Origin of the sequence: Pseudomonas sp. IzPS59 (genome assembly GCF_014863505.1) — a bacterium.
Lineage (GTDB): Bacteria > Pseudomonadota > Gammaproteobacteria > Pseudomonadales > Pseudomonadaceae > Aquipseudomonas > Aquipseudomonas kribbensis.
In genome coordinates this window covers 5,026,983-5,051,356 of sequence record NZ_CP062251.1, presented here as the reverse complement: position 1 = coordinate 5,051,356, position 24,374 = coordinate 5,026,983, and the positions used below count along the sequence as shown (strand labels likewise).

23 protein-coding genes are annotated in these 24,374 nt (G+C 61.3%); 3 read left to right on the top strand and 20 right to left on the bottom strand.

Going from position 1 to position 24,374, the window contains the following annotated elements:
* Positions 1 to 10: 10 nt before the first annotated feature.
* The 6 genes from IF189_RS22645 to IF189_RS22620 are packed head-to-tail and all read right to left on the bottom strand — an operon-like array spanning position 11 to position 7,319.
* On the bottom strand, positions 11 to 1,399 hold the full coding sequence (locus IF189_RS22645) for a sigma-54-dependent transcriptional regulator (protein WP_119427767.1): 1,389 nt from the start codon (positions 1,397 to 1,399) through the stop codon (positions 11 to 13).
* Positions 1,389 to 3,164, bottom strand: coding sequence for a sensor histidine kinase (locus tag IF189_RS22640; RefSeq protein ID WP_114885259.1), 1,776 nt, complete (start codon positions 3,162 to 3,164; stop codon positions 1,389 to 1,391). The genes IF189_RS22645 and IF189_RS22640 overlap by 11 nt, the downstream gene beginning before the upstream one ends.
* 6 nt (positions 3,165 to 3,170) lie before the next feature.
* Positions 3,171 to 4,298: a GNAT family N-acetyltransferase gene (locus tag IF189_RS22635; protein ID WP_134827971.1), complete on the bottom strand. Its 1,128-nt coding sequence runs from the start codon at positions 4,296 to 4,298 to the stop codon at positions 3,171 to 3,173.
* A gap of 42 nt (positions 4,299 to 4,340) precedes the next feature.
* Positions 4,341 to 5,222, bottom strand: a complete 882-nt coding sequence (locus IF189_RS22630; RefSeq protein WP_134827970.1) for an alpha/beta hydrolase — start codon at positions 5,220 to 5,222, stop codon at positions 4,341 to 4,343.
* The gene (locus IF189_RS22625; RefSeq protein ID WP_085709465.1) at positions 5,219 to 6,613 is read right to left on the bottom strand and encodes an aspartate aminotransferase family protein; all 1,395 of its coding nucleotides are present in this window, start codon (positions 6,611 to 6,613) and stop codon (positions 5,219 to 5,221) included. Before IF189_RS22625 ends, IF189_RS22630 begins: the two co-directional genes overlap by 4 nt.
* Positions 6,606 to 7,319, bottom strand: a complete 714-nt coding sequence (locus IF189_RS22620; protein WP_134827969.1) for an HAD-IB family phosphatase — start codon at positions 7,317 to 7,319, stop codon at positions 6,606 to 6,608. Before IF189_RS22620 ends, IF189_RS22625 begins: the two co-directional genes overlap by 8 nt.
* 218 nt (positions 7,320 to 7,537) lie before the next feature.
* On the opposite strand from IF189_RS22620, the gene IF189_RS22615 reads away from it, so the two are divergent.
* Positions 7,538 to 8,299: a MipA/OmpV family protein gene (locus IF189_RS22615; protein ID WP_134827968.1), complete on the top strand. Its 762-nt coding sequence runs from the start codon at positions 7,538 to 7,540 to the stop codon at positions 8,297 to 8,299.
* 67 nt (positions 8,300 to 8,366) lie between these two features.
* Positions 8,367 to 9,233 (top strand): fatty acid desaturase family protein, encoded by an 867-nt coding sequence (locus tag IF189_RS22610; protein ID WP_134827967.1) that lies wholly within the window; start codon positions 8,367 to 8,369, stop codon positions 9,231 to 9,233.
* A 45-nt stretch (positions 9,234 to 9,278) separates the two neighbouring features.
* On the opposite strand, the gene IF189_RS22605 is transcribed toward IF189_RS22610, so the two are convergent.
* The 14 genes from IF189_RS22605 to IF189_RS22540 all read right to left on the bottom strand — a co-directional run bounded on the left by IF189_RS22605 (position 9,279) and on the right by IF189_RS22540 (position 23,480).
* On the bottom strand, positions 9,279 to 9,662 hold the full coding sequence (locus tag IF189_RS22605) for an EamA family transporter (protein ID WP_413038507.1): 384 nt from the start codon (positions 9,660 to 9,662) through the stop codon (positions 9,279 to 9,281).
* A gap of 31 nt (positions 9,663 to 9,693) precedes the next feature.
* Positions 9,694 to 10,068 carry an EamA family transporter gene (locus IF189_RS22600; RefSeq protein WP_085709470.1) on the bottom strand — a complete coding sequence of 125 codons (375 nt, stop codon included), beginning with the start codon at positions 10,066 to 10,068 and terminating at the stop codon, positions 9,694 to 9,696.
* Positions 10,065 to 10,985, bottom strand: a complete 921-nt coding sequence (locus tag IF189_RS22595; protein ID WP_192552289.1) for an arginase — start codon at positions 10,983 to 10,985, stop codon at positions 10,065 to 10,067. The genes IF189_RS22600 and IF189_RS22595 overlap by 4 nt, the downstream gene beginning before the upstream one ends.
* Before the next feature lie 121 nt (positions 10,986 to 11,106).
* Complete coding sequence (locus tag IF189_RS22590) at positions 11,107 to 11,436, bottom strand: GlpM family protein (protein WP_167443801.1); 330 nt, start codon at positions 11,434 to 11,436, stop codon at positions 11,107 to 11,109.
* Between the two features lie 21 nt (positions 11,437 to 11,457).
* Entirely contained in the window at positions 11,458 to 12,738 is a 1,281-nt protein-coding gene (locus IF189_RS22585; protein ID WP_413038535.1) for a sigma-54-dependent transcriptional regulator, read from the bottom strand.
* Positions 12,739 to 12,782: 44 nt separating this feature from the next.
* Positions 12,783 to 14,696: a sensor histidine kinase gene (locus tag IF189_RS22580; protein WP_192552287.1), complete on the bottom strand. Its 1,914-nt coding sequence runs from the start codon at positions 14,694 to 14,696 to the stop codon at positions 12,783 to 12,785.
* Positions 14,697 to 14,852: 156 nt separating this feature from the next.
* A complete protein-coding gene (locus IF189_RS22575) occupies positions 14,853 to 15,587 on the bottom strand; it encodes an amino acid ABC transporter ATP-binding protein (protein WP_085709475.1) in 735 nt (244 codons plus the stop codon).
* The gene (locus tag IF189_RS22570) at positions 15,584 to 16,255 is read right to left on the bottom strand and encodes an amino acid ABC transporter permease (protein WP_114885245.1); all 672 of its coding nucleotides are present in this window, start codon (positions 16,253 to 16,255) and stop codon (positions 15,584 to 15,586) included. The genes IF189_RS22575 and IF189_RS22570 overlap by 4 nt, the downstream gene beginning before the upstream one ends.
* Positions 16,255 to 17,001 carry an amino acid ABC transporter permease gene (locus IF189_RS22565; protein WP_085709477.1) on the bottom strand — a complete coding sequence of 249 codons (747 nt, stop codon included), beginning with the start codon at positions 16,999 to 17,001 and terminating at the stop codon, positions 16,255 to 16,257. The genes IF189_RS22570 and IF189_RS22565 overlap by 1 nt, the downstream gene beginning before the upstream one ends.
* Positions 17,002 to 17,193: 192 nt before the next feature.
* Complete coding sequence (locus IF189_RS22560; RefSeq protein WP_085709739.1) at positions 17,194 to 18,120, bottom strand: glutamate/aspartate ABC transporter substrate-binding protein; 927 nt, start codon at positions 18,118 to 18,120, stop codon at positions 17,194 to 17,196.
* A 342-nt stretch (positions 18,121 to 18,462) separates the two neighbouring features.
* Complete coding sequence (gene glpD / locus IF189_RS22555) at positions 18,463 to 19,998, bottom strand: glycerol-3-phosphate dehydrogenase (protein WP_134827962.1); 1,536 nt, start codon at positions 19,996 to 19,998, stop codon at positions 18,463 to 18,465.
* Between the two features lie 198 nt (positions 19,999 to 20,196).
* Positions 20,197 to 20,952, bottom strand: coding sequence for a DeoR family transcriptional regulator (locus tag IF189_RS22550; RefSeq protein ID WP_085709487.1), 756 nt, complete (start codon positions 20,950 to 20,952; stop codon positions 20,197 to 20,199).
* 95 nt (positions 20,953 to 21,047) lie between these two features.
* Positions 21,048 to 22,550, bottom strand: a complete 1,503-nt coding sequence (gene glpK / locus IF189_RS22545; RefSeq protein ID WP_134827961.1) for a glycerol kinase GlpK — start codon at positions 22,548 to 22,550, stop codon at positions 21,048 to 21,050.
* 78 nt (positions 22,551 to 22,628) lie between these two features.
* Positions 22,629 to 23,480, bottom strand: coding sequence for an MIP/aquaporin family protein (locus IF189_RS22540; RefSeq protein WP_134827960.1), 852 nt, complete (start codon positions 23,478 to 23,480; stop codon positions 22,629 to 22,631).
* Positions 23,481 to 23,841: 361 nt separating this feature from the next.
* Between IF189_RS22540 and ybaK the strand changes: the two genes are divergently transcribed.
* A complete protein-coding gene (gene ybaK / locus IF189_RS22535) occupies positions 23,842 to 24,312 on the top strand; it encodes a Cys-tRNA(Pro) deacylase (protein ID WP_085709490.1) in 471 nt (156 codons plus the stop codon).
* Positions 24,313 to 24,374: the final 62 nt, after the last annotated feature.

Here is a 24,374-nt window from a genome sequence, read left to right as displayed (position 1 = left end):
GGAACCCGGATCAGCGGACGATCTTGTCGACGTGAATCCCCAGTTTCTTCAGGCGATACCAGAAGCTGCGCTCGGAAATCCCGATCAACTGCGCCGCCGCAGCCTGCACGCCGTTGCTCTGGGCCAGCGCGGCGAGGATGTAGGCCTTTTCCACCTCTGCCAGCGCCGCTTCCAGGTCGGCCGGCACGCTGCCTTCGGCGACCAGCGCTCCCGGCTGGGTCGGTTGTGAGGCGAACAGATAGGCCGGCAGGTCCTGCTCTTCAATCTCCGCACCGGACGCGACGATGGTCGCGCGCTCGACGCAGTTCTGCAGTTCACGAATGTTTCCCGGCCACGAATAGCGGGCCATCGCCTGCAACGCCTCGGCACTGAAACCGCTGAAGCGCTTGCCCGCCGCAGCGCCCAGTGTGTGGGCGAAATGCCGGGCCAACGGGGCGATGTCTTCGACCCGTTCACGCAAGGCCGGCAACGGAATCGGGAATACGTTGAGGCGGTAATACAGGTCCTCGCGAAACTCCTTGTTGGCCACCGCGTCCAGCAGGTTCTTGTTGGTCGCGGCGATGACCCGCACATCGACCTTGCGCTCGCGTGGATCGCCTACTGGTTCGATGATGCGTTCCTGCAGGGCGCGGAGGATTTTCGCCTGCAGCGCCAAAGGCATTTCGCCGATTTCATCGAGAAACAGTGTGCCCTTGTCCGCCTGCTGAAAACGCCCGACCCGGTCCGCCACCGCACCGGTGAACGCGCCTTTGCGGTGGCCGAACATTTCGCTTTCCAGCAGCCCTTCCGGGATCGCCGCGCAGTTGACCGCGACAAACGGCTTGTCGGCGCGGTTGCCGTGCTTGTGGATGGCCCGGGCGACCATTTCCTTGCCGGTGCCGCTTTCGCCGGTCAGCAGGATGGTAGCGTTGCTTTCGCGCACCGAATCGATTGCGCTCAGGACACGGCGAAAGCTCGGGCTGTCACCCACCAGGCTGTCGATCTGCTGGTGCTCGTCGAGTTCGGCGCGCATGCGCAGGTTGTCTTTGAGGATGTCGCGAAATTGCAGGGCCTTGCTGACGGTGATGTCCAGCTCATCGATGTCGAAGGGTTTGGCGATGTAGTCGAAGGCGCCGTTGCGCATCGACTGCACGGCATTCTTCACCGTGCTGTAGGCGGTCATCACGATCACCGGCAACTGCGGGTAGCGGTTCTTGATTTCCGCCAGCAGTTGCGGGCCGTCCATGCCGGGCATGCGCCAGTCGCTGATCACCAGATCGATGTCCTCGGACTCCAGCACCTTGAGCGCGTGCAGGCCGTTGCCGGCGGTGAACACCGCAATGTCGTTCTGACTCAAGGCCGATGCCAGCAGGTCGCAGAGCTTGGGCTCGTCGTCCACCACCAGTACGTTATGCGTCATCGCTGTCCTCGTCGAAATCTTCACCGTTGGCCGGAATGTACAGGCTGAAGGTGGCTCCGGCATCTTTTTCACTGACGCATTCGATGCGTCCGTCATGGTTTTCCATGATCGAGAAGACTTTGGCCAGACCGAGTCCGGTGCCGGACGCCTTGGTGGTGACGAACGGCGTGAAAATTCGCTCGAGCATGTCCGCTTCGATGCCCTGGCCAGTGTCGCTGATGCTGATGACCGTGTTGTGTTGATCGCTGTGGATGCCCAGGGTCAGGCGGCCGCCGTCGGGCATGGCGTCGATGGCGTTGACGATCAGGTTCAGGCCCGCCTGTTTGAGTTGCCGGGCATCGGCGTACAGGGTGGCACCCGGCGCGCGGTCCTCAATTTGCACATCGATGTTGTGGCTGGCCAGTTCCGGGGCGCAGAAACCCACCAGCTCATCTACGAGCGGCCGTGCCAGTTGGGTCGAACGCAGTGGCGCACTGGGCTTGGCGAAGTCGAGAAATTCGGTGATCAGGTCGTTGATGCGGCTGACTTCACTGACCACGTATTCCAGATGACGCTTGTCGGTCTCGGGCAGGTCGGCGCGTCGGTGCAGCAGTTGCGTGGCGGTCTTGATGATGCCCAGCGGGTTGCGGATTTCATGGGCCAGGCCCATCGCCACTTCGCCCAGCGCATGCAGGCGGTCGCGGCGCCGCAGTTGCGACTCCAGATGCTGCAACTCGCCGAGGCGTTCGCTCATGTGGTTGAAGATGCTGCTCAGTTCCGCCAGTTCATCGCCGCCGGTGACCGGCAGGCGCTGGCGGTAATCCCCGGCAATCACCGCTTGTACGCCTTTGGCCAGTCCGCGCAGCGGCTTGGTCATGCGCTCCGACACCAGCCAGCCCACCGCCAGCGAAGCCGCCGAGCTGAGGATGAAAATCAGGATGAACAGGTTGCTCTGGTTCACCAGCCCGACCAGCGTGGTGTGGCGCAGCAGACCGCTGAACACCACGCCTTGCAGTTCGCCGTTTTCGTTGAGAATCGGTCGGTAGATGCCGCTGTAGCGTTTGGTCGACTGCTCGATTGGCAGCTTGGTGCTGCGCAACTGGTCCTCGATTTTCGCGGGCACGATTGCCGGGTGATCTTCAAAGCGCTGGGTGGAAAAGATCTCGGAGAAATCGGCGTCTCTGGCCAGGTACAGGCGCAGGTCCAGAGAATGCACGTCGGCGACGCTGGTGAGGAAGCTGTTGTCGAGGTAGGTCACCACGATCAGTTTGTAGTCGGTGCCGTCCTGCTCGCTCTCGAAGGTCGACACCACGGCGCCGGTCGCCACGCCGCCGACCTGCAGGGTTTGCAGTACGGCTTTGGGCGCGGTGCTGATCTGCCGCACGATGTCATCGGCGGCGGTGCTGAACACCACTTTGTGATCGCTGTTGCGCACCAGCGCGACTACGTCGATGCCCATGGAGTCGGCAATGTCGGCGGTGAGCTTGTCGCGCCGGGCCGACTGCCGGTCCGTGGGCGGCCGGGTGTAGCGCAGGAACAACTGCGCGATCCGGGCATTGTCGCGCACGATCTCGCGGATCTCGTCCTCGACGATCTTGGTCGACTCCTGCAGCCAGATCCGCACGTTGCTGTCGAAAATCTGCGACAGGGTGGTGGCCGCCAGTTCCGCGGCGATCATGGTCGGAATCACGCTGACCAGCCAGAACGCCAGCACCAGTTTGCGTTGCAGGCTCCAGCCGGAGAGGGCGAAGGGTCGGGCGGTGGCGCGTCGGTCTTTGCTCATCATGCTCGCTTATTGTTGTTCGCTTATCGCAGTCGCCATGGCCGGATCGGTACGGTCCGGGCGGATGAAAATCTTCACCAGCCGCAGCAGGTGATTGAGTACGGGGTGGCGATGGCGGAAAAACACCGTATTGCCGATGAACGAACAGCCCAGGCGCAGCTTACTGGCATAGCCGGCCTGGCCGCACGCGTAGATCGGAATCCGGTGTTCAATACAGTAGCCGACATTCGCCAGCCAGCTGCGCATGTACAGTTTGTGCTCGCGGGTGCGGGCCAGATCGTGGGCGAAGAACTTGTCCACCAGCCGCTGTTCGTCCAGCAGCACCAGATTGAACGCCACCAGCTCATCGTCCACCCAGTACAAAACGCAGGCGGCACGCTCGTCGAGGTGTTCCAGCACCTGACGGAAATACGCGGCAGGCAGGCATTCGAAGGTCAGGTCGCTGCGCGCCAGTGTCGCTTCATAAAGCCGCATCATGGTCGGCAGCAGATCGTCCACCGAACGTCGCCATTCGATTCGCGGGCCCGAACCGCGCAGGGTCCGCCGCAGGTCCTTGCGGGTGGATTTGCCCAGGGTGCCGAGGTAAGCGTCGACCGAGGCGAACTTGATCGGCAGCTCGGCACCGGGCAATCCCGGCATGCTTTGCAAACCGGCCTCGCGGCAGGCCTGCAGCCATTGCGGGTTGCGGTGGGAAGCGTCCTTGACGGCCAGCAGACCGACCCCGGCCTGATCCGCGTCCTCGCGGGCCAGTTGCAGCAGGCGTGCGAACAGCGTCGGCAAACGTGCCGGATCGAGCGACGGGTGCGTGCCGACATGGCACTGCTCGGCCACCGGCGAGCCGAGGGCATACAGACGAATGTCGAACAGCCCCGGCCAGCAACTGCGCAGCCATTGGCTCAAGCGCTTGCCGGTGCCCTGCAGGGTGGTATCGAGCGAATAGGCCGTGGTGAAGGCCACGACCGCCGCAATCAGCCGGTCGTCTTCAAACAGCGCCAGATAGCGCCAGTGAAAGCCGTCGATGCCGGCCTGTTCCACGGCGCGATAGTAGGCCCAGTCTTCGAGCTCCTCGGGAAAGCAGGCATTCCATGCGTCGCGATCAATCGCTTCGATGGTTGAAAAGGCTTGGGCCGTGATCACGTCGTTTCCTTAACCGGCATGGCATGTCGTTTTGCAGGCGCTTCACGCTCGCTGCCGGTATTCCTCGGTTGGCAGGGAATCAGCGGTTGGCGCAAGGTCGGTGCGGTGGTTGTTGATGAACTGCACGCTCAGTTCTACGACGCGTCGGTACTGCAGGTCGACGGTGATCATGTGATAACAGTCGTCCAGCAGAATCTTCACCACTTCGCCGCCGAGCTTGCGTTCCACGTAGTCGGCATTCCAGCGACTGGTGATGTCGTCCTCGATGGAATGCAGTACCAGCGCCGGCACGGTGATCGAAGGCATGCGCTTGCGCACCACGGCGTTCATCCGGTGCAGTTCGCGCACGGTCACGCCTTCCATGGTCAACAGGCCGGCCTCACTGCTGTGGCCTTCTTTCATCTGCCGTTCGACGATGGCCCGCAGGCGCTCGTTCTTGATGCCGTAGGGCGGTTTCTCTTCGAACTTGCAGATGTGCACGCCGAACGGGATTTTCATCAGCAACGGCGTGAGGAACGCCAGTTTGTTGATGCTCCAGCCGTCGTACTTCAAAGTCGTGGAATACATCAGTAATCCGGCGACCTGACCCGGATGCTCGGACGCCACGTACATCGACATCACCGCACCCATCGACAGGCCGCCGACGAATACCTTGCTGTGCTGACGGCGAATGCCGACGAAGGTCTTGCGCACGCCTTCGTACCAGTCGCGCCAGCCGGTGGCCTGCAGGTCGGCATTGCCGCCGCAGTGCCCGGCCAGGGTCGGCACGTACACCGTGCAACCGGCCTTGGCCAGTCCCACGGCGACCCGACGCAACTCCGTCGGGGTGCCGGTGAGGCCGTGGATCAACAACACCGCGACCTCCCCTGTGCCGAGAACGAAACCGGCGTCGCCTTCGCCCAGATCGATCCCGGCCGCGTTCATCGTTTCATCGCCCGGGCCAGCAGACGGTCGAGCAGGGCGATGCCCAGGTCGATTTCCGGGTAGCTGATTTCCAGCGACGGCGCGAGGGTGATCACGTTCTTGTAGTAACCGCCCACGTCGAGGATCAGGCCCAGTTTGCGGCCGTCGATCTCGATGTCGCCCTTCATGCCTTCCTCGACCATGAAGTCCAGGGTGGCCTTGTCCGGGGTGAAACCGTCCGGGGCGCAGATTTCGCAGCGCAGGGCCAGGCCCAGGCCATCGACGTCGCCGATGATAGGGTAGCGCTTCTGCAGGTCCTGCAGGCCTTCGAGGAAGTATTTGCCCTTGGCCATGACCATCGCGCCGTAGTCGACTTCGCTGGTCATCTTGAACATTTCCAGGCCCACGGCGGTGCCCAGCGGGTTGGAGGCGAAGGTCGAGTGGGTCGAGCCTGGCGGGAAGACTTTCGGGTTGATCAGTTCTTCCTTGGCCCAGATGCCGCCCAGCGGGTTGAGGCCGTTGGTCAGCGCCTTGCCGAAGACGATCACGTCCGGTTTGACGTCGAAGTGCTCGATCGACCACAGCTTGCCGGTGCGATAGAAGCCCATCTGGATTTCGTCGACCACCATCAGGATGCCGTGCTGGTCCAGCACATGCTTGAGTTCGCTGTAGAAGTTCATCGGCGGAATCACGTAGCCGCCGGTGCCCTGGATCGGCTCGACGTAGAACGCGGCGTATTCACTGGCGCCGACCTTCGGATCCCAGACACCGTTGTATTCGGTCTCGAACAGACGGGCGAACTGCTGCACGCAGTGGCTGCCGTATTCTTCCTTGGTCATGCCTTTCGGGCCGCGGAAGTGGTACGGGAACGGGATGAAGTTGGCGCGCTCGCCGAAGTGGCCGTAGCGGCGGCGATAGCGGTAGCTGGAAGTGATCGACGAAGCGCCGAGGGTACGACCGTGGTAGCCGCCCTCGAAGGCGAACATCAGGCTCTTGCCGTTGCTGGCGTTACGCACGACTTTCAGCGAGTCCTCGATGGACTGCGAACCGCCGACGTTGAAGTGCACGCGTCCGTCGAGGCCGAACTTCTTCTTGGCGTCCACGGCGATCATTTCCGACAGCTCGATCTTGCCTTTGTGCAGGTATTGGCTGGCGATCTGCGGCAGGGTGTCGATCTGCTGTTTCAGCGCGTTGTTCAGGCGCGGGTTGGCGTAACCGAAGTTGACCGCCGAATACCACATTTGCAGGTCGAGGTAGGCCTGGTCTTCGGTGTCCCAGACGTAGGAGCCTTCGCAGCGGCTGAAGATGCGCGGCGGTTCGATGTAGTGAACGGTGTCGCCGTAGGAGCAGTACTTGGCTTCTTTTTCCAGAAGGATCTGGTCTTCCTGGGTAGCGATTCGAATATCAGACATGGTGGAAGAGTTCCTGGGTTTCGGTATTGAAGGTGTCGGAGTTGAAAGCGGTGGCGTTGGCGGCGCTGGCCTTTGGCAGCAGGGCCAGCAGCGCCGGGAGTTCGGCGAAGCTGTCGAAGCGCGCGTAAGGGATCGCGTTGCGCTCGCAGTATTCGGCGAGGCGCCCCTTGGCGAAGACGAAGTCGGCGGTGGACGACACGCACATGTCGGACTGGCCGTCACCGATCACCAGCACCCGCTTGTTGCCCGGCGTGGATTTGCATTTGCAGTTGCCGGACGCTGCGCGGCAGGCGTCGCTGGAATGCGGGAAGTCGATGCGCCAGCTTTCGTGATCCATCTGTCGCAGGCGGTTGGCGAGGATCGGCAGCAGGGTCACGTAGTTGCGCGACAGAATCCGCGCGATGCCTTGCTCGATGCCGTCGCTGACCACTTCGAACGAAGCGCCCAGGCCGATGGCGTGGTCGACGAAGTCGGGGAAGTCTGGATCGATCTCGATGCTGTCGAAGAACTCCAGCAATTGGCCGGGCGTGGCCTTGACCAGCGAGAGCTGGCGGCTGAGGCATTCACGGGAACCGATTTCACCGGCCAGCCACTGGTTTTCGATCGTTTCCCAACTCGGGTCGGCGAAGCGTTCGAGAATGCTGTCGATCACGTCGGTGCGGGTGATGGTCCCGTCGAAATCACACACGATATGCCAATCAATCATCTGCATTACCTATTGGTCAGAGCGCGTTGTGTGCGCTTGCCGAGGGGTAGAGCAGGGACTGTGCCAAGTGCCATCAGCCCCTTGCCGGCGGGGCCGATGAGGTGCTTTGGAAATTCGAAGCTACAATTTTTGTAGCTTGCTACAAACAACATGAGTGCTTGCGCGGTGGGTGGCATCCGGGGATTGATGCGCGCATGTTCAATTAAAGGAATGGCCTCATGATGAGGAAGACACTGTTTTTATTCGCAGCGCTGGGCGCTTTCTCAGCCAGCGCCATGGCGGACGGCATCACCGGTGAGGCAGGCGTGGGCCTGGGTTATCAGCCCCACGACCCGAGTGGCAGCCGTTACGAAACACGGCCGATACCGTATCTGGATCTGGACTGGGGCGACGTCAGCCTCAGTACCGACGACGGCCTGACCTGGAGCGCTTTGAAGACCAACGGCTTCAGCGCCGGTCCTTATGTGAATTACCTGCCGGGCCGCACCTCCAACGGCGAACTGCGCGGCTTGCGCGATGTGCCGGACATGGCCGAGGCCGGTGGCTTCGTGCAGTACGCGCCGGCCGACTTCTGGCGGGTATTCGCCTCCGTCGGCCAGGCCATCGGCGGTAATGGCGGGCAGGGCGGCGTGCTCGGTCGGGTCGGTGGCGAGATCGGTTATCCACTGGGCGGCGGCGTGATTGGCAGCAGCAATCTGACTGCGCATTTCGCCAATGCCCGGCAAAACAACACGTTCTTCGGTGTCAGCGACAAGGAGGCCCAGGCCTCCGGCATCCGTGCCTACAACGCCGGCGGCGGCTTGCAGAACATCGCGCTGACCCAGAGTTTCGAGTTCCCTATCGCGCCGCAGTGGTCGCTGGTGGCCAGCGCCAGCTGGATTCACCTGACGAACTCGGCGGCCGACAGCAGCATTGTCAAAAGCGTCGGCGATACCAATCAGGGCGAGGTGCAGATGGCGATCGCCTATAAATTCAAGTAAGCCCGACGTGAACTGGTCTGGCCTTTGCAGACAGCCGTGACGAACCCATTGTTTCAGGATGTTCTTCATGGCTCGCCCTGCTTACCGTTTGCTGGCCCATTCGTTGTGGGACCTGATTCCCGTGGCCCTCGGACTGGCCCATTTCGCCTTCGTGGTGTGGCTGGTCCTGGCCTTTCATGCGTTGTCCTGGTGGGCATTGCTGCCGCTGGCGCTGGTTTACGCGGTGAGCCTGTCATGGAGCATCAATAGCATTTCCCATAACCAGATCCACAATGCCTACTTCACCCCGGCATGGCTCAACCGTGCCTTTGACCTGCTGCTGTCGGTGACCATCGGTTTTTCCCAGACCCTTTATCGCGATATCCACAACCGCCATCACCGGGGCAATTCGGACCGGCCGGGGGCGGATGGCAAGACCATCGATCCGTTGTCGATCTACCAGCGCGGCAAGGACGGTCAGCCCGAGAATCCATGGGCCTACACCTTCCTGAGTTTTTTTCGCGACGACCCCAAGCCGATTTATGACGAGATGCGCCGCAAGCGTCCAGCCGATGCGCGTTGGGTCAAGGTGGAGATCGGTGTGACAGTGGCGTTCTATCTGGGGCTGGCTATCTGTGACTGGCGGGCGGTGCTGGTGTTGCTGCCGTTTTGGTATCTGGGCCAAGCGCTGTCTTCGCTCAACGGTTACTACGAGCATTTCGGCGGCAACCCGGATTCGCCCATCGCTTGGGGCGTCAGCGCCTACAGCCCGCTCTACAACCTGCTGTGGATGAACAACGGCTACCACGCCGAGCATCACTACCGGCCGAAAATGCACTGGACCCGGGTCAAGGCGTTTCACCGGGAGATCGCCGGGCAGCAGCGAGAGGCGGGGGTGAAGGATATTCCGGTGGCCCATGGCCTCGGATTTCTGGTGGCCCATCGCAAGGATTGAACCGTAAAAAACGTGGGAGCCTGCAGGCTCCCACGACCGTTCACCTCAGTTTTCCTCGCCCTCGGCCAGCAGCGCAATGCCGCCCATGATCACGGCCACGCCCACCCAGTGCAGCAGGCTGATCTGTTCACCAAGGCCCAGCCACGACCCCAGCAGTACACCGACGAACACCAGCGAACTGAGCGGAAACGCCAGCGACAGACTGCTGCGCCGCAGAATCAGCATCCAGACAAAGAACGCGCCGATGTAGCAGGCAATCGCCACCAGCACCCCCGGTGCCTGGGCGACGCTGAGCAGCCATTGCAGGGTGAAATCCATTTGCCCCAGTTGATCGCCGCCGACCTTGGTCGCGATCTGCCCGCCACTTTCCAGAATGATCAGCAACGCCCAGAGCACCACGGTGCCGAGGCGGCCGTGCAGCCAATCCATCGAGCCATTCCTTTTGAGTATCAGTTGAGAATCAGGCATGGCCGACACACACGAGCATCACGCCCGCCGTAATCACCAGAGTGCCCATCCAGCGCCGTCGGCTGACGGTTTCGCCGAGAAACACCTTGCCGGCCAGCACCACGCCGCAATAGGCCAGCGCGGCGGCAGGGAACAACAGGCTCAGCGGCGCCCGGGACAGGGCTTCGAGCCAGACGAAAAACTCGATCACGTAGGCGCCGATGCCGCACCACAGCAGCGGCGCGTTGAACACCTGGCCCCAGAACGCACCGAGCCGAAAACCGCCCTCAAGCTCAGGCAGACGGTCCAGGCCAAGCTTGAAGCAGAGCTGGCCGATCACGTCGAGCACGATGGAAAACGCCACCAGCAGAATCACGGTCAAGGTCATGGGAACAGTTCCTCGAACAACTCGATCAGCGCCTGATTGGTCGCCGAGTTGCGCAGCAGATCGGTTTCACTCCAGCGTTCGGCCGGCGGCTGGTCGGACTTGGCTTCCCAGCGTTTGAAGGCGTTGCTGAAGGCCGGGCGGGCGAACTCACCGCAGATGTCGATGCCGATTACGCGCTTGCTGGCGGCGAGGCTGCGGATGGCCTGGAGCAAATGGCTCAGGCGCATCTGGCCTTGATCCCAATTGGTCGCGGCGTCTTCGCTGGCCAGCACGTCCTTGTCGATGGTGATCCACACGGCTTGGGTCGGAAGGCTGGCGATCATCCGCTCGAGAAATGCCGACCAGTCCTGATCGGCCAGGTTGTTCCAGTGCAGCAGGTTTTCCTGTTGCTGATGACCGGCGCCGTCACCGACCCGGCCCCAGACTTTCGACGGCGGATGCTGCCAGGGGAACAGCTGCAACACCCCGCGTTTCAGGGCACCGAGATTGCCACCCTTGATCTGCGGATTTTGCAGGTCGTCGCTGCACGGCCCGAGGGTGACGATGCGTTCGATGTTCGGCAGTTTCAGCGCCTGATTGACCCACGAACCGCAATGCCGGCGGGGCGCGAAGTGCACCCAGTCGGGGTGGTTGTCGAAATGGATCAGGCTTACCGGCTCCGGCAAATCAGTCAGGAAGGCCGGGGTCAGATGGTGATAGTCGCCGGAACCGACGAAAAAAATTTCCGGTGCCGGGCCGCTGTGCCGGGGCCGCTCACGCAGGCGTTCGGTGAAACGGCGGAAGGTGCGTTCGCTGGACCAGAGCCGCAGTTTCGGGCCCAGGTCGAGCAGGTCCAGGCGCCGGGCACGGCCGCTGTCGAGTAGCCGCGCGATGGACGCCTGACCGGTCAGGCTGTGGTCGAGATCTAATATATTCAAGGTCGCAATTCACCCTTGGCAGACCCTCCCAGACACCGGCCTCATCGAACATGAGCGCCGGCCGGGCGGGCTTTCGGGGGTAAATGCAAGGGACGGGCCAGCCCCTCTCCCGCACGGCAGCTCAGGCGTGCAGACGGACCCAGACGCTGACCAGCACCGTCGCCGCCATCAGCCACGCGACAGCCGCCACGGCCAGCGAAGCTTCGAGACGCATCCGGTCGACCATCACGTACAGCGTCGCCAGATAAACGAAGTAGGGAATGATCGACCACATGCCAAACACGATGGTGGTCTTCAGATCATCGACCGAACGGCCCTTGCCGACGATGTAGTGGGCGATCAGGGCGAAAGTCGGAAACAGCGGCACCAGACCGGCGATGTAATAGTTTTTGGTCTTGGCCAGCATGGCGAGGATCACCACCACCGCCGCACCCAGAAAGGCTTTGAAAATCAGATCCACGTCGTACTCGCTTTAATGGCTCAGGCCGTATTTTTTCACTTTGTCGAACAGCGTGGTCTTGGCCATGCCCAGTTCCAGGCTGGCCTGGGTCAGGTTGCCGCCGCTGCGCTGCAGGGCATCGCTGAGCAGGTTGCGTTCGAAGGCTTCCACCGCTTCGGCGAACGCCAGGCCCTGGCCGCCGCTGCCGGCGCCGGACTTTTTGAATGCCGGCAAACCGAGGGCGAAGCGTTCGGCGACGTTGCGCAATTCGCGCACGTTGCCCGGCCAGTCGTGGCTCATCAGGCTGGACAGGGTCTGGTTGTCCAGCTCCGGCAGTGCGCGGTCGAAGCGCAGGGCCGATTGCTGGGTGAAGTGTTCGAACAGTTGCAGGATGTCTTCGCGGCGTTCGCGCAGGGGCGGCAGTTCCAGGGTTACCACGTTGAGCCGGTAGTACAAGTCGCTGCGGAATTCACCGGCCTTGCTCGATTCGTCGAGGTCGGACTTGGTCGCCGCGATCACCCGGCAATCCACCGCCACGCTCTGGTTCGAACCGAGGCGTTCGAGGGTGCGCTCCTGCAACACCCGCAGCAGTTTGATCTGCAACGGCAACGGCATGCTTTCCACTTCATCGAGGAACAGCGTGCCGCCGTCGGCGTGCTCGATCTTGCCGATCCGCCGTTTGCCGGCGCCGGTGAAGGCGTTGGCCTCGTGGCCGAAGATCTCGCTTTCGAACAGGTTTTCCGGCAGGCCGCCGCAGTTCAGCGCGACGAATTGTTTGGTGTGGCGACGGCTGAAGTCGTGCAGGCACCGGGCGACCAGTTCCTTGCCGGTCCCGGTTTCGCCTTCGATCAAAACGTTGGCCGAAGTGTCGGCGACGTTGGCGATCAGTTCGCGCAGGTTCTGCATTGCCGGCGAGCGCCCGATGATCCGTCCTTCAAGGGAATCACGCTCGGCCAGTTGCCGGCGCAGGGACGAGACTTCTCGGGCCAGGCTGCGTTGCTCCAGCGCACGCCGGGTCACATCCACCAGCCGTTCCGGGGAGAACGGTTTTTCCATGAAGTCGTAGGCGCCTTTCTGCATCGCGCCGACCGCCATGGAGATGTCGCCGTGACCGGTGATCAACACCACCGGCAGGCTGCGATCACGCTGCTTGAGGCGGGTCAGCAGTTCCAGACCGTCGATGCCGGGCAGGCGAATGTCACTGATGACGATGCCGGCGAAATTGTCGCCGACCCGCTCCAGCGCTTCTTCGGCACTGCCGACGCCGATGCAAGGGATGTCTTCCAGGGTCAGTGCCTGCTGGCAGCCGAGCAGCACATGGGGATCGTCTTCGACGATCAGCACACTAAGGTCGTTGTTCATATTGGCTCGGCAGGAGTAGGGCTTACCAACGGTAAACTGAGGACGAAGGTGGTACCACCGCCGGCCGGGTGCTCGACACCCAGATGCCCGCCGGTGGCGGCGGCCAGGCTGGCGGAAAGGGTCAGGCCGAGGCCCAGACCCTGTTCGCCGGGTTTGGTGGTGAAGAACGGTTCGAACAGATGCTTGCGCGCTTCGGCGTCGATACCGTGACCGTTGTCGCGCACCCGCAGGCGATATTTGCCGTCGAATTCTTCGCCTTCCAGCCACAGTTCCGGCAGCGGTTGTGCCTGCATGGCGTCGAGGGCGTTGCCGATCAGGTTGACCAGAATCTGCTCCAGTCGCGTCTGGTCGATCTGCACTTGTTCATCGATGAACTGACGGTGCACTTGCAGCGCGGCTTTTTCGACACGGGCGCCGAGCACTTGCAGTGCCGCGTCCACGGCTTTGCCGAGGCTGGCGCGGCCCTTGTCGTCGCCGCGCCGAGCGAACGAGCGCAGGCTGGCGGTGATCCGGCCCATGCGGTCGATCAGATCGTTGATGGTCTTGAGGTTGGTGCTGGCGACGTCGAGCTGGCCGCGCTCCAGAAAACGCACGGTATTGCCCGACAGCGTGCGCATCGCCGCCAGTGGCTGATTCAGTTCGTGAGCGATGCTGGTGGACATCTGGCCGATGGCCGCAAGTTTGCCGGCCTGCACCAGTTCGTCCTGGGCCCGGCGCAGGGTTTCTTCGGCCTGACGGCGTTCGCGGATCTGACTCTTGAGCCGTTCGTTGCTGGCGCGCAGGTCGGCGGTGCGTTCGGTAATCCGACGCTCCAGCTGATTGTTGGCTTCCTGCAGGGCTTCCCGGGCGGCGAGGCGGGTGGCGATGACCTTGCGCCGCTCGTTCCAGGCAATCAGCAGGAACGCCACCAGCGCAAAAGCGACCGCCACCAGAATCCCCTGATTGATCGCTTCGCGCCGCAGGTCCTGCAGCGGCGTGAGCAGGGTGAAATTCCACGGTGTGTCGCTCAATGGCCGGGTCTGTGCCAGGTAGCTGATGTTCTCTTCGTCACGGTCCTGTTGCGGCAGGACTTCGCTGTTGGCCGGGAAGGTGAGTTTTTCCACGCCTTCGGCCAGGGTTTCCCGGGCCAGCGGTTGCAGTTCGTTGAGCGGGAACCAGTAGTACTGCAGGCTGCGAGCGAGTTTTTCCTTGGTCTCGTCGCTCAGCGGTACCACGGATTTCAAACGTCGGGCCGGGTCGCTGGAGAGAATGATGATGCCGTTCTCGTCACTGACGAAGGCTTCCAGGCGCGCCCGTTGCCAGCGCTCCTCCATGGCTTCCATGCGCACCTTGACCACCGCGACGCCGATGATCTTGCCGTGTTCTTCCAGGCCGTGGGCCAGGTAGTAGCCGGGCTCGCCATTGGTGCTGCCGATCCCGTAGAAACGTCCGGGTTCACCACGCACGGCTTTCTGGAAGTAAGCGCGGAAGGACAGGTCTTCGCCGAGGTAACTGTCGACGTCGCGCCAGTTGCTGGTGGCCAGGACCCGGCCGGTAGTGTCCATGACATAGATGGCCCGACTGCGGCTGCGCCGGTTCAGGCCTTCCAGGTAATCGTTGACCGTTTGCCGGTGTTCCGGGGTCGGGTCGCCGAGCAACTGCGAAACGCTCGATTCGAGTTCCAGCAGGCTGGGGAGGTAGGTGTATTTGCTGATTTCGCTTTCGACGGCGCGGGCGTTCAGTTCGAGCTGGCGCTGGCCGTTTTCGCTGAGGCTGCGAATGCCGAAGCGTTCGCTGATCCAGAAGCCGGCGTAACCCAGTCCGACCATCAGGATGATGATCAGCGGCGGCAGGAACAAATGGCGGATCAGACGGGGTTTCACGGCAAGTGATGGCGTGGTTGCGCGATAGAGATTGGGGTCGCATTTCATCACAGATGCCTTGGGTCAACCACAACACTTACCTGAAAGCTGCCACTGCCCCTGTGGGAGCTGGCTTGCCAGCGATAGCGGTCTGTCAGTCGACATCATCGACAACTGACAGGGCCCCATCGCGGGCAAGCCCGCTCCCACAGGGATCGCAGTGTTTTAGTGCTGCAGGATTTTCTCGAGGAAATGCTGCGCGCGTTCGGAGCGCTGGCTGATGTCGCCGAAGAACTCTTCCTTCTTGCAGTCTTCGATGATCTTGCCGGCATCCATGAAGATCACCCGGTCGGCCACTTTGCGGGCGAAGCCCATTTCGTGGGTCACGCACATCATGGTCATGCCTTCGTGGGCCAGTTGCACCATCACGTCGAGCACTTCGTTGACCATTTCCGGGTCCAGCGCCGAGGTCGGTTCGTCGAACAGCATGACGATCGGGTCCATCGCCAGCGCACGGGCAATCGCCACACGCTGTTGCTGACCACCGGACAGTTGGCCCGGGTGCTTGTGGGCGTGAGCGGAGAGGCCGACGCGATCAAGGAGTTGCAGACCTTTCTTGGTCGCTTCTTCCTTGCTGCGACCCAGCACTTTGATCTGCGCGATGGTCAGGTTTTCGGTGATGGTCAGGTGCGGGAACAGTTCGAAATGCTGGAACACCATGCCGACGCGCGAGCGCAGTTTCGGCAGGTTGGTCTTCGGATCGGCAATCGAGGTGCCGTCGACCACGATGTCGCCCTTCTGGAACGGCTCCAGCGCATTGACGCACTTGATCAGGGTCGACTTGCCCGAACCGGACGGACCGCAGACCACGATCACTTCACCCTTTTTGACCTCGGTGCTGCAATCGGTCAGCACCTGGAAGTCCCCATACCACTTGTTGATGTTCTTGATAGAGATCATACGGCGAACCTTTTTTGCAGACGCTTGACCAGCTGCGAGGCGGCAAAGCTGATGATGAAGTAGACGACACCGGCGAAGATCAGGAACTCATTGGAGCGTCCGATGATGTCGCCGCTGGAGCGGGCGGAGTTGAGGAAGTCCACCAGGCCCACGGTGTAGACCAGCGAGGTGTCCTGGAACAGGATGATGCTCTGCTGCAGCAGCAGGGGGGTCATCTTGCGGAACGCCTGGGGCAGGATGATCAGGCGCATCATCTGGCCGTAGGTCATGCCCAGTGCCTGGGCGGCGCCCATCTGGCCTTTCGGAATCGACTGCACGCCGGCACGGACGATTTCGCAGAAGTACGCCGCTTCGAACATCATGAAGGCCACGATGCACGAGGTGAACGCGCCGATCGGGGTGTCTTCGCCGGTGATCCAGCGCAGCACGAACGGCACCGCCAGGTAGAACCAGGTGATCACCAGCAGCAGCGGGATCGAACGGAAATAGTTGACGTAGGCGCCGGCAAGGTTCGACAGCAGTTTGCTGTGGGACAGACGGCACAGCGCAAGAATGGTACCGAGAATGATCCCGCCGACCACGCCCAGCGCCATCAGCTTGAGGGTCATCAGCATGCCGTTCCACAGGCCGGGAATGGCCGGGACGATGCCACTGAAATCGAATTCCATCATTTACCCCCCACGGAGATCAGGCCGGGCACGGAGACTTTCTTCTCGACCATGCGCATCAGCAGCATCAGGCTCATGTTCAGGGTGAAATAGATCAGGGTCGCCAGGGTGAAGGCTTCAAACAGGTTGGCCGAGAACTCGGCGGTCTGTTTGGTTTGCGCCAGCAGTTCCATCAGACCGATCAGCGAGGCCACCGAGGAGTTCTTGAACACGTTCAAGAATTCCGAGGTGAGCGGCGGAATGATGATCCGGTAGGCCTGGGGCAGCAGCACGTTCCAGTAGATCTGCGGCAGCTTGAAACCCATGGCGCGGGCGGCGGATTCCTGGCCGCGCGGCAGCGCCTGGATACCGGTGCGAACCTGTTCGCAGACCCGGGCGGCGGTGAACAGACCCAGGCACACGACAACGCTCAGGTAGGCCGAGGTGGTCGGGTTCAGGTCCTGTTTGTACCAGTCCTGCAGGTTCTGCGGCAGCATGTCGGGTACCAGGAAGTACCAGATGAACAGCTGAACCAGCAGCGGCACGTTGCGGAACAGTTCGACGTAGCAGGTCGCGATGCCCGCCACGATGCGGTTCGGCACGGTGCGCATGATGCCCAGCAGCGAGCCCAGCAACAGGGCGATGATCCAGGCCACGACGGCGATGGCGATGGTCCAGCCCAGGCCGGAGATGAACCAGTCGAGATAGGTCTCGCTGCCCACGCCGGTGGACTTGAAGAACACGCCCCAGTCCCAGTTGTAATTCATTAGGGTCTCCCCTCGATTCGATCGATGTACAAGTGCCCGCCTGGGGAAGATCCTTTCCCGTCTGACGTTGAACGTCAGGCACACGCGATCGGCTCGAAAACCACCAGGTCGAGTGTTCCAGTTGAAACCAGCAGGTATTAACTGTCGCCCGAGGGAGGGTTGGCTCCCTCAGGTGACAAGGTTAGATCAGTGTCAGATTTTTACGTCTGGCGCAGGCTTGTCGCTCGGATTGGCGATCAGCTCTTTAACCTTTTCGCTCATCGGGAAGTTCAGGTTCAGACCCTTCGGCGGGATCGGGCTTTCGAACCACTTGCTGTAGATCTTGTTGATCTCGCCGGATTTGTAGAGCGCGACAATGGCGTCGTCTACAGCCTTCTTGAAGGCCGGATCGTCTTTACGAACCATGCACGCGTAGGCTTCGAAGGACTGTGGAGTACCGGTGATGACCCAGTCGTCCGGCTTCTTGGCCTTGGCTTCTTCGCCGGCCAGCAGGGCGTCGTCCATCATGAAAGCGACGGCGCGGCCGCTTTCCAGCATCTGGAAGGATTCACCGTGGTCCTTGGCGGAGATGACGTTCATGCCCATCTGCTTGTCAGCGTTCATCGCTTTGATGATGCGCTCGGAGGTGGTGCCGGCGGTGGTCACGACGTTCTTGCCTTTCAGGTCGGCAAAGTCGGCGTAGGACGGCTTGCCTTCCTTGTCTTTCTTGACCAGCAGACGGGTGCCGATTTCGAAGATGTTGACGGTGAAGTCGACTTGCTGGGCGCGTTCGGCGTTGTTGGTGGTGGAGCCGCACTCGATGTCCACGGTGCCGTTCTGCACCAGCGGAATACGGGTTTGCGAGGTGACCAGGTTGTACTTGGCGTTCAGGTCAGGCTTGTTCAGGTCTTTTTTCAGGGCTTCGACGATAGCGACCTGGATGTCGTGGGAGTAGCCCACAGGTTTGCCCGAAGCATCGGCGATGTAGGAGAAAGGAATGGAGCTGTCACGATGCCCGAGGGTGATGGTGCCCGAGTCGTTGATCTTCTTAAGGGTGCCGGTGAGCTCGGCAGCGAAAACTGGTGTGCTGATCAGAGCGGCAGCAATGGCTGCGCCCAGGATATGGGGAACGATGCGCATCAAATTTTCCTCGACATTGTTTTTTTTATGGAGCCGGTTGAGCGGGCCCTTTTGTGCTTCGAATGCCTGACGGCTCCTGTTGTGCTGGCGCAACAGGCATTCGTCGAAGGAGTGTAGAGCATGAGTCGTGCCAGACCAGTTGCAACAAGTTAACTGGTTGATTTTGCTGGTGATTAAAGTTTTGTGATGGTGTTTTTCAGCGTTTCTGATCCGGTAATCCGAACCGACCGACAGGTCGCGTTCGGAAAACCGAATGCCATAAGGCGGGCCGCGTTTAAGCCTGAATGCAAAAAGCCCCTGAATCTCGCGATTCAGGGGCTTTTCGTTTTACGGGCCGATCGATCAGGCTGCTTCGATCTTGCGGTTCTGCTCGACCTTGTTCAGGTACGCCGCCAGTTTTTCCTGTTCGGCCGGGGTGGTGAACAGGCCCAGCTTGCTGCGGCGCCACAGGATGTCATGCGCGGTGGTGGCCCACTCTTCGGCGCACAGGTAGTCGACTTCACGGGTGTAGAGACCGCCGCCGATGTGTTCGCCCATGTCGGCGAGGCTGTCCACGCCTTCGAGCATGCGCCAGGTGCGGCTGCCGTAGGTGGTAGCCCAGCGGCGGGCGATTTCGCTTGGCACGAAGTCGAACTTGTCGCGGATCAGCGCGCTCAAGGCCTGCGGCGTGGTCATGTCTTCGCCGCCCGGCAGCGTGGCGCTGGCGGTCCAGCTTGGGCGCATCTGGGTGAAGAACGGCATCAGTTGTGCCATCGCCGACTCGGCGAGTTTGCGGTAGGTGGTCAGCTTGCCGCCGAACACCGACAGCAGCGGTGCTTCTTCGGTGCTGCCGGACAGCGCCAGGGTGTAGTCGCGGGTCACGGCCGAAGGGTTGTCGGATTCGTCGTTGCACAGCGGACGGACGCCCGAGTAGGTGTGCAGGATGTCATCACGGCTGATCTGCTTCTTGAAGTGGGCGTTGACCACTTTCAGCAGGTAATCGGTTTCGCCGTCGGTGATCGCCACTTTGGCCGGATCGCCGGTGTACTCGCGGTCGGTGGTGCCGATCAGCGTCAGGTTGTTCAGGTACGGAATGGTGAAAACGATGCGCTGATCTTCGTTTTGCAGGATGTGCGCGTGATCGCCTTCGTAGAGTTTCGGCACGATGATGTGGCTGCCCTGGATCAGGCGGATGCCATACGGCGACTCCATCTTCAGGTCGTCGCGGATGAACTTGGCGACCCACGGGCCGGCGGCGTTCACCAGTGCCTTGGCGGTGATCGAGAACAGGCTGCCATCGGCACGTTCCAGGTTCAGGTGCCACAGGCCTTTGGCGCGGCGGGCGCTGACGCAACGGGTCTGGGTGTGCACATGAGCGCCTTTTTCACGGGCGGCCATGGCGTTCAATACGACGAGGCGGGCGTCATCGACCCAGCAGTCGGAGTATTCGAAGCCTTTGGTGATTTCGCTTTTCAGCGCGCTGTCGGCGCCGAACTTCAGGCTTTTCGAACCTGCGAGCTTTTCGCGCCTGCCGAGGTTGTCGTACAGGAACAGGCCGGCACGGATCATCCAGGCCGGACGCAGGTGCGGACGGTGCGGCAGCACGAAGCGCATTGGCTTGACGATGTGCGGGGCCTTGGCCAGCAGCACTTCGCGTTCGGCCAGGGCTTCGCGCACCAGACGGAATTCATAATGCTCAAGGTAGCGCAGACCACCGTGGATCAGCTTGCTGCTGGCCGACGAGGTGTGGCTGGCCAGGTCGTCCTTTTCGCAAAGGAACACCGAAAGACCGCGACCGGCGGCATCCGCTGCGATCCCCACGCCATTGATCCCGCCGCCAATGACGGCGATATCGTAGATCTCGGAGATAGGGGGTGTACGCAAGGTAGAGGTGGACATCGGCTGGCCTCGGGCTCTTTTGATTTTCTGTCTTGGAAATCGAACATGAATGTTCATTTGCGAAAATGGTAGCCCATAAAGACGCACGCAGCCAGTCGACTTCGATTGAAAAAACTCATCGAAGGGCGGCTAAAAGAAAATATTCGAACATCAGATGCGCATAAGGCGCCCATGAAGGCGCCTTATGCGTGAGGAGGGTTAAACGACTTCCAGACGAATCTTGTTCTGGCTCAGCAGTTGCGCCAGGGCCGGCACTGGCTGCTGGTCGGTGACCAGGCAATCGATCAGGCTGATCGGACCGAGGCGGATCATCGCGTTACGGCCGAACTTGCTGGAGTCCGCCGCCAGGATCACCTGCCGGGCATTGGCGATGATCGCCTGGGACACCCGCACTTCCTGATAATCGAAGTCGAGCAGGCTGCCGTCTTCGTCGATGCCGCTGATGCCCACCAGCGCAAAGTCGACCTTGAACTGGTTGATGAAGTCCACGCTCGCCTGACCCACCACGCCGCCGTCGCGACGGACATTGCCGCCGGTGAGCAGCACATCGAAATCATCCTTGGCACTGAGCATCGAGGCGACGTGCAGGTTATTGGTGATGATTTTCAGGTGGCTGTGATTGAGCAGGGCGCGGGCGATGGATTCGGTGGTGGTGCCGATGTTGATGAACAGCGAGGCGTGATCGGGAATCTGTGCGGCGATGGCTTCACCGATGCGTTGTTTTTCATCGCGCATCTGATCGGCGCGCATCGCATAGGCGGTGTTTTCGACGCTGGAATCATAGGCGGCGCCGCCGTGGTAGCGGCGCAGCAGATTGGCTTCCGCCAGTTGATTGATATCGCGGCGGATGGTTTGCGGGGTAACAACGAACAGCGTGGCCATTTCCTCGATGCTCACATAGCCGCGTTCGCGGACCAGCTCGAGGATTTGCTGCTGACGGGGAGGCAGATTCATGGGGCTTCCTTTGGGCTGCCGTGCAAAATTTGCCCATGATGCCGCAGGAATCCGCTCCCTACCAGTTACATACGGATACGAGTCCGGTTCGTGGCTTATTCGGCGTCTTCACGTTCCCAGTCACGGGTACGGCTGACCGCTTTTTTCCAGCCTTTATACAGCTTCTCTTTTGCCGCTTCGTCCAGGCTCGGTTCGAACTCGCGCTCGATCACTGCCTTGCCGCGCAGTTCTTCCAGGCTGCCCCAGAAACCGCACGCCAGACCGGCAAGGTACGCAGCACCGAGTGCAGTGGTTTCGCGCATTTGCGGGCGCTCGACCTGAGTGCCGAGGATGTCGGCCTGGAACTGCATGAGGAAGTTGTTCGCCACCGCACCGCCGTCCACGCGCAGGGCTTTCAGGCGTTCGCCGGAGTCCTGTTGCATGGCGTCGAGTACGTCGCGGGTCTGGTAGGCGATCGATTCCAGCGCAGCGCGGATGATGTGATCCACACGTACGCCGCGAGTCAGGCCGAACAGCGCGCCACGGGCATACGGGTCCCAGTACGGAGCGCCGAGGCCGGTGAATGCCGGCACCAGATACACGCCGTTGCTGTCCTTCACTTTATTGGCGAAGTACTCGGTGTCGTGGGCGTCGTTGATGATTTTCAGTTCATCGCGCAGCCACTGCACGGTGGAGCCACCGTTGAACACTGCGCCTTCCAGTGCGTAGGCCACTTCGCCGCGCGGGCCGCAGGCAATGGTGGTGAGCATGCCGTGCTGGGACTTCACCGCTTTGTCGCCGGTGTTCATCAGCAGGAAGCAGCCGGTGCCATAGGTGTTTTTTGCCTGGCCCGGCTCGACGCACATCTGGCCGAACAGTGCAGCTTGCTGGTCGCCGGCGATACCGCCGATGGCGATGCCGCTCTTGGTGCGACCGTAGATTTCCGAGGAGGCTTTGACTTCCGGCAGCATCTCGCGCGGGATGTCGAGGATCTCCAGCATCTTCGAATCCCACTCCAGCGAGTGGATGTTGAAGAGCATGGTGCGCGAGGCGTTGGTGTAGTCGGTGACGTGCACCTTGCCGCCGGTGAATTTCCAGATCAGCCAGCTGTCGACGGTGCCGAACAGCAGTTCGCCATTGCGCGCACGCTCACGGCTGCCTTCGACGTTGTCGAGGATCCACTTCAGTTTGGTGCCGGAGAAGTACGGGTCGGTGACCAGGCCGGTGTTCTCACGGATGTAGTCTTCATGACCGTTGCGCTTGAGCTGCTGGCAGATCTCGGTGCTGCGGCGGCATTGCCAGACGATCGCGTTGTAGACCGGGCGGCCGGTGGCCTTGTCCCAGACCACGGTGGTTTCACGCTGGTTGGTGATGCCGATGGCGGCCACCTGGTCGTGATGCAGACCGGCCTGGGCCAGCGCCTCGACCATCACTGCGCTCTGGGTAGCGAAGATTTCCATCGGGTCGTGTTCGACCCAACCGGCTTGCGGGTAATGCTGGGCGAATTCGCGCTGCGCGGTGCAGACCACGTTCGCATCGCGGTCGAAAATGATCGCGCGGGAGCTGGTCGTACCCTGATCGAGGGCAATGATGTAGTTCTTATTCTGAATGTCGGTCATGTCGATTGCCTTGGACGAAATAAGGGTGAGTGGGCCGTGGCGCGGGCTCGAAATGGGCAGGAACCCGCGCCGACTGTTTCAAGAAGTTCTTGGTTTGCCGTCAATGGCCGGTTCTGCGTCCTTTGTAGCAGGTGTGGCGCCGGTCAGGTGACGGGCGATCAGCCCGCGATACCCGGCGGCGCCGAGGCAGGCACCGACAATCGGTGCAAAAATCGGAATCAGGAAGTACGGAATTTCACGTGCGCCGGTGAAGGAAATTTCACCCCAGCCCGCGAAGAAAGTCATCAGTTTCGGACCGAAGTCACGGGCCGGGTTCATCGCGAAACCGGTCAGCGGGCCCATCGAACTGCCGATCACGGCAATCAGCAGGCCGATCAGCAGCGGCGCCAGCGGGCCTTTCGGCAGACCGTTATTGTCGTCGGTCAGGGACATGATCACGCCCATCAGGATCGCGGTGATGATCACCTCGACCAGGAACGCCTGGGCCGTCGACAGCGCAGGGTTCGGGAAGGTGGAGAACACCGAGGCCAGTTCCAGGCTGGCGGCCGAGCCACGAACCATATGGTGAGTTTGTTCGAAATCGAAGAACAGGTTGCTGTACAGCGTGTAAACCAACAGCGCGCCGCAGAAGGCGCCGGCAACCTGGGAAAGGATGTAGAACGGCAGTTTGCGCTTTTCGAAGTCGGCGAAAATGCTCAGGGCGATACTGACGGCAGGGTTCAGGTGCGCACCGGAAACCCCGGCGGTGAGGTAGATCGCCATGCTCACGCCGACGCCCCAGATGATGCTGATTTCCCACAGACCGAAGCTTGCGCCCGCGACCTTGAGCGCAGCGACGCAGCCCGTACCGAAAAAGATCAGAAGTGCAGTACCCAGAAACTCGGCCAGGCACTGGCTCGAGAGCGATGGTTGCTGTAACGCAGTTGTCATTGAAAACCTCGGTTTTTGTTGTTGTCTGGCGCGGTTGCCGACAGGGCAAGGCGCGATTTTCGCCGGGGCAGGATCCCCATCCTGTTCCCGGTTTACTGCTGGGTGCTGCGGTGACGATAATTCTTACATTATTCAGATTCGAAAAAATATAGACAAGAAACAAAGCTGTCAAAGGTCGAAAGTGAACCGTCAGTCACAAATAAACTATCAGTCAGGTGAATGATCCTGCGGGGCACCCGTCGGGCAATGCGGCTGTCAGGCTGCAAGCCCCGGGAAACGTGGCGCGCAGTAGAGCCTTTTACGTGCCGATGGCCTAGAATCCGGCGCAGGATTTTTTGCCACTGCCGAGCCCGGAGCTGCCATGACCCCTGCGTTGGACTTGTTGAAAAAAGTTCGTGCCGAACATCGCGTGCACAGTTACGAACATGACCCCAAGGCGGCGTCCTATGGGCTGGAGGCCGCGGAAAAACTGGGATTGGAGCCGGCGCAGGTGTTCAAGACGCTGCTGGCGGCCAGTGAAAAAGGCGAATTGCTGGTGGCGGTGGTGCCGGTCGTCGGAAGTCTCGACCTCAAAGGGCTGGCCCACGCCGCCGGTGTAAAAAAAGTGGAGATGGCCGACCCGGCTGCCGCGCAACGTTCCACCGGTTACCTGTTGGGCGGCATCAGCCCGCTGGGGCAGAAAAAACGCCTGCGCACCTTTATTGATAATTCCGCCCAGGGTTTTGCGACCATTTATGTCAGTGCCGGTCGACGTGGTCTGGAAGTCGAACTGGCGCCCGCCGTCCTTGCCGAGCACACCCAGGCGAAGTTCGCCGATATTGGTCGGGCCTGAGTTCTGTATGAGAAAAATTGACCGGTTCTGTCACTGGCGATGAACAAGCCGTAGCGGCATGC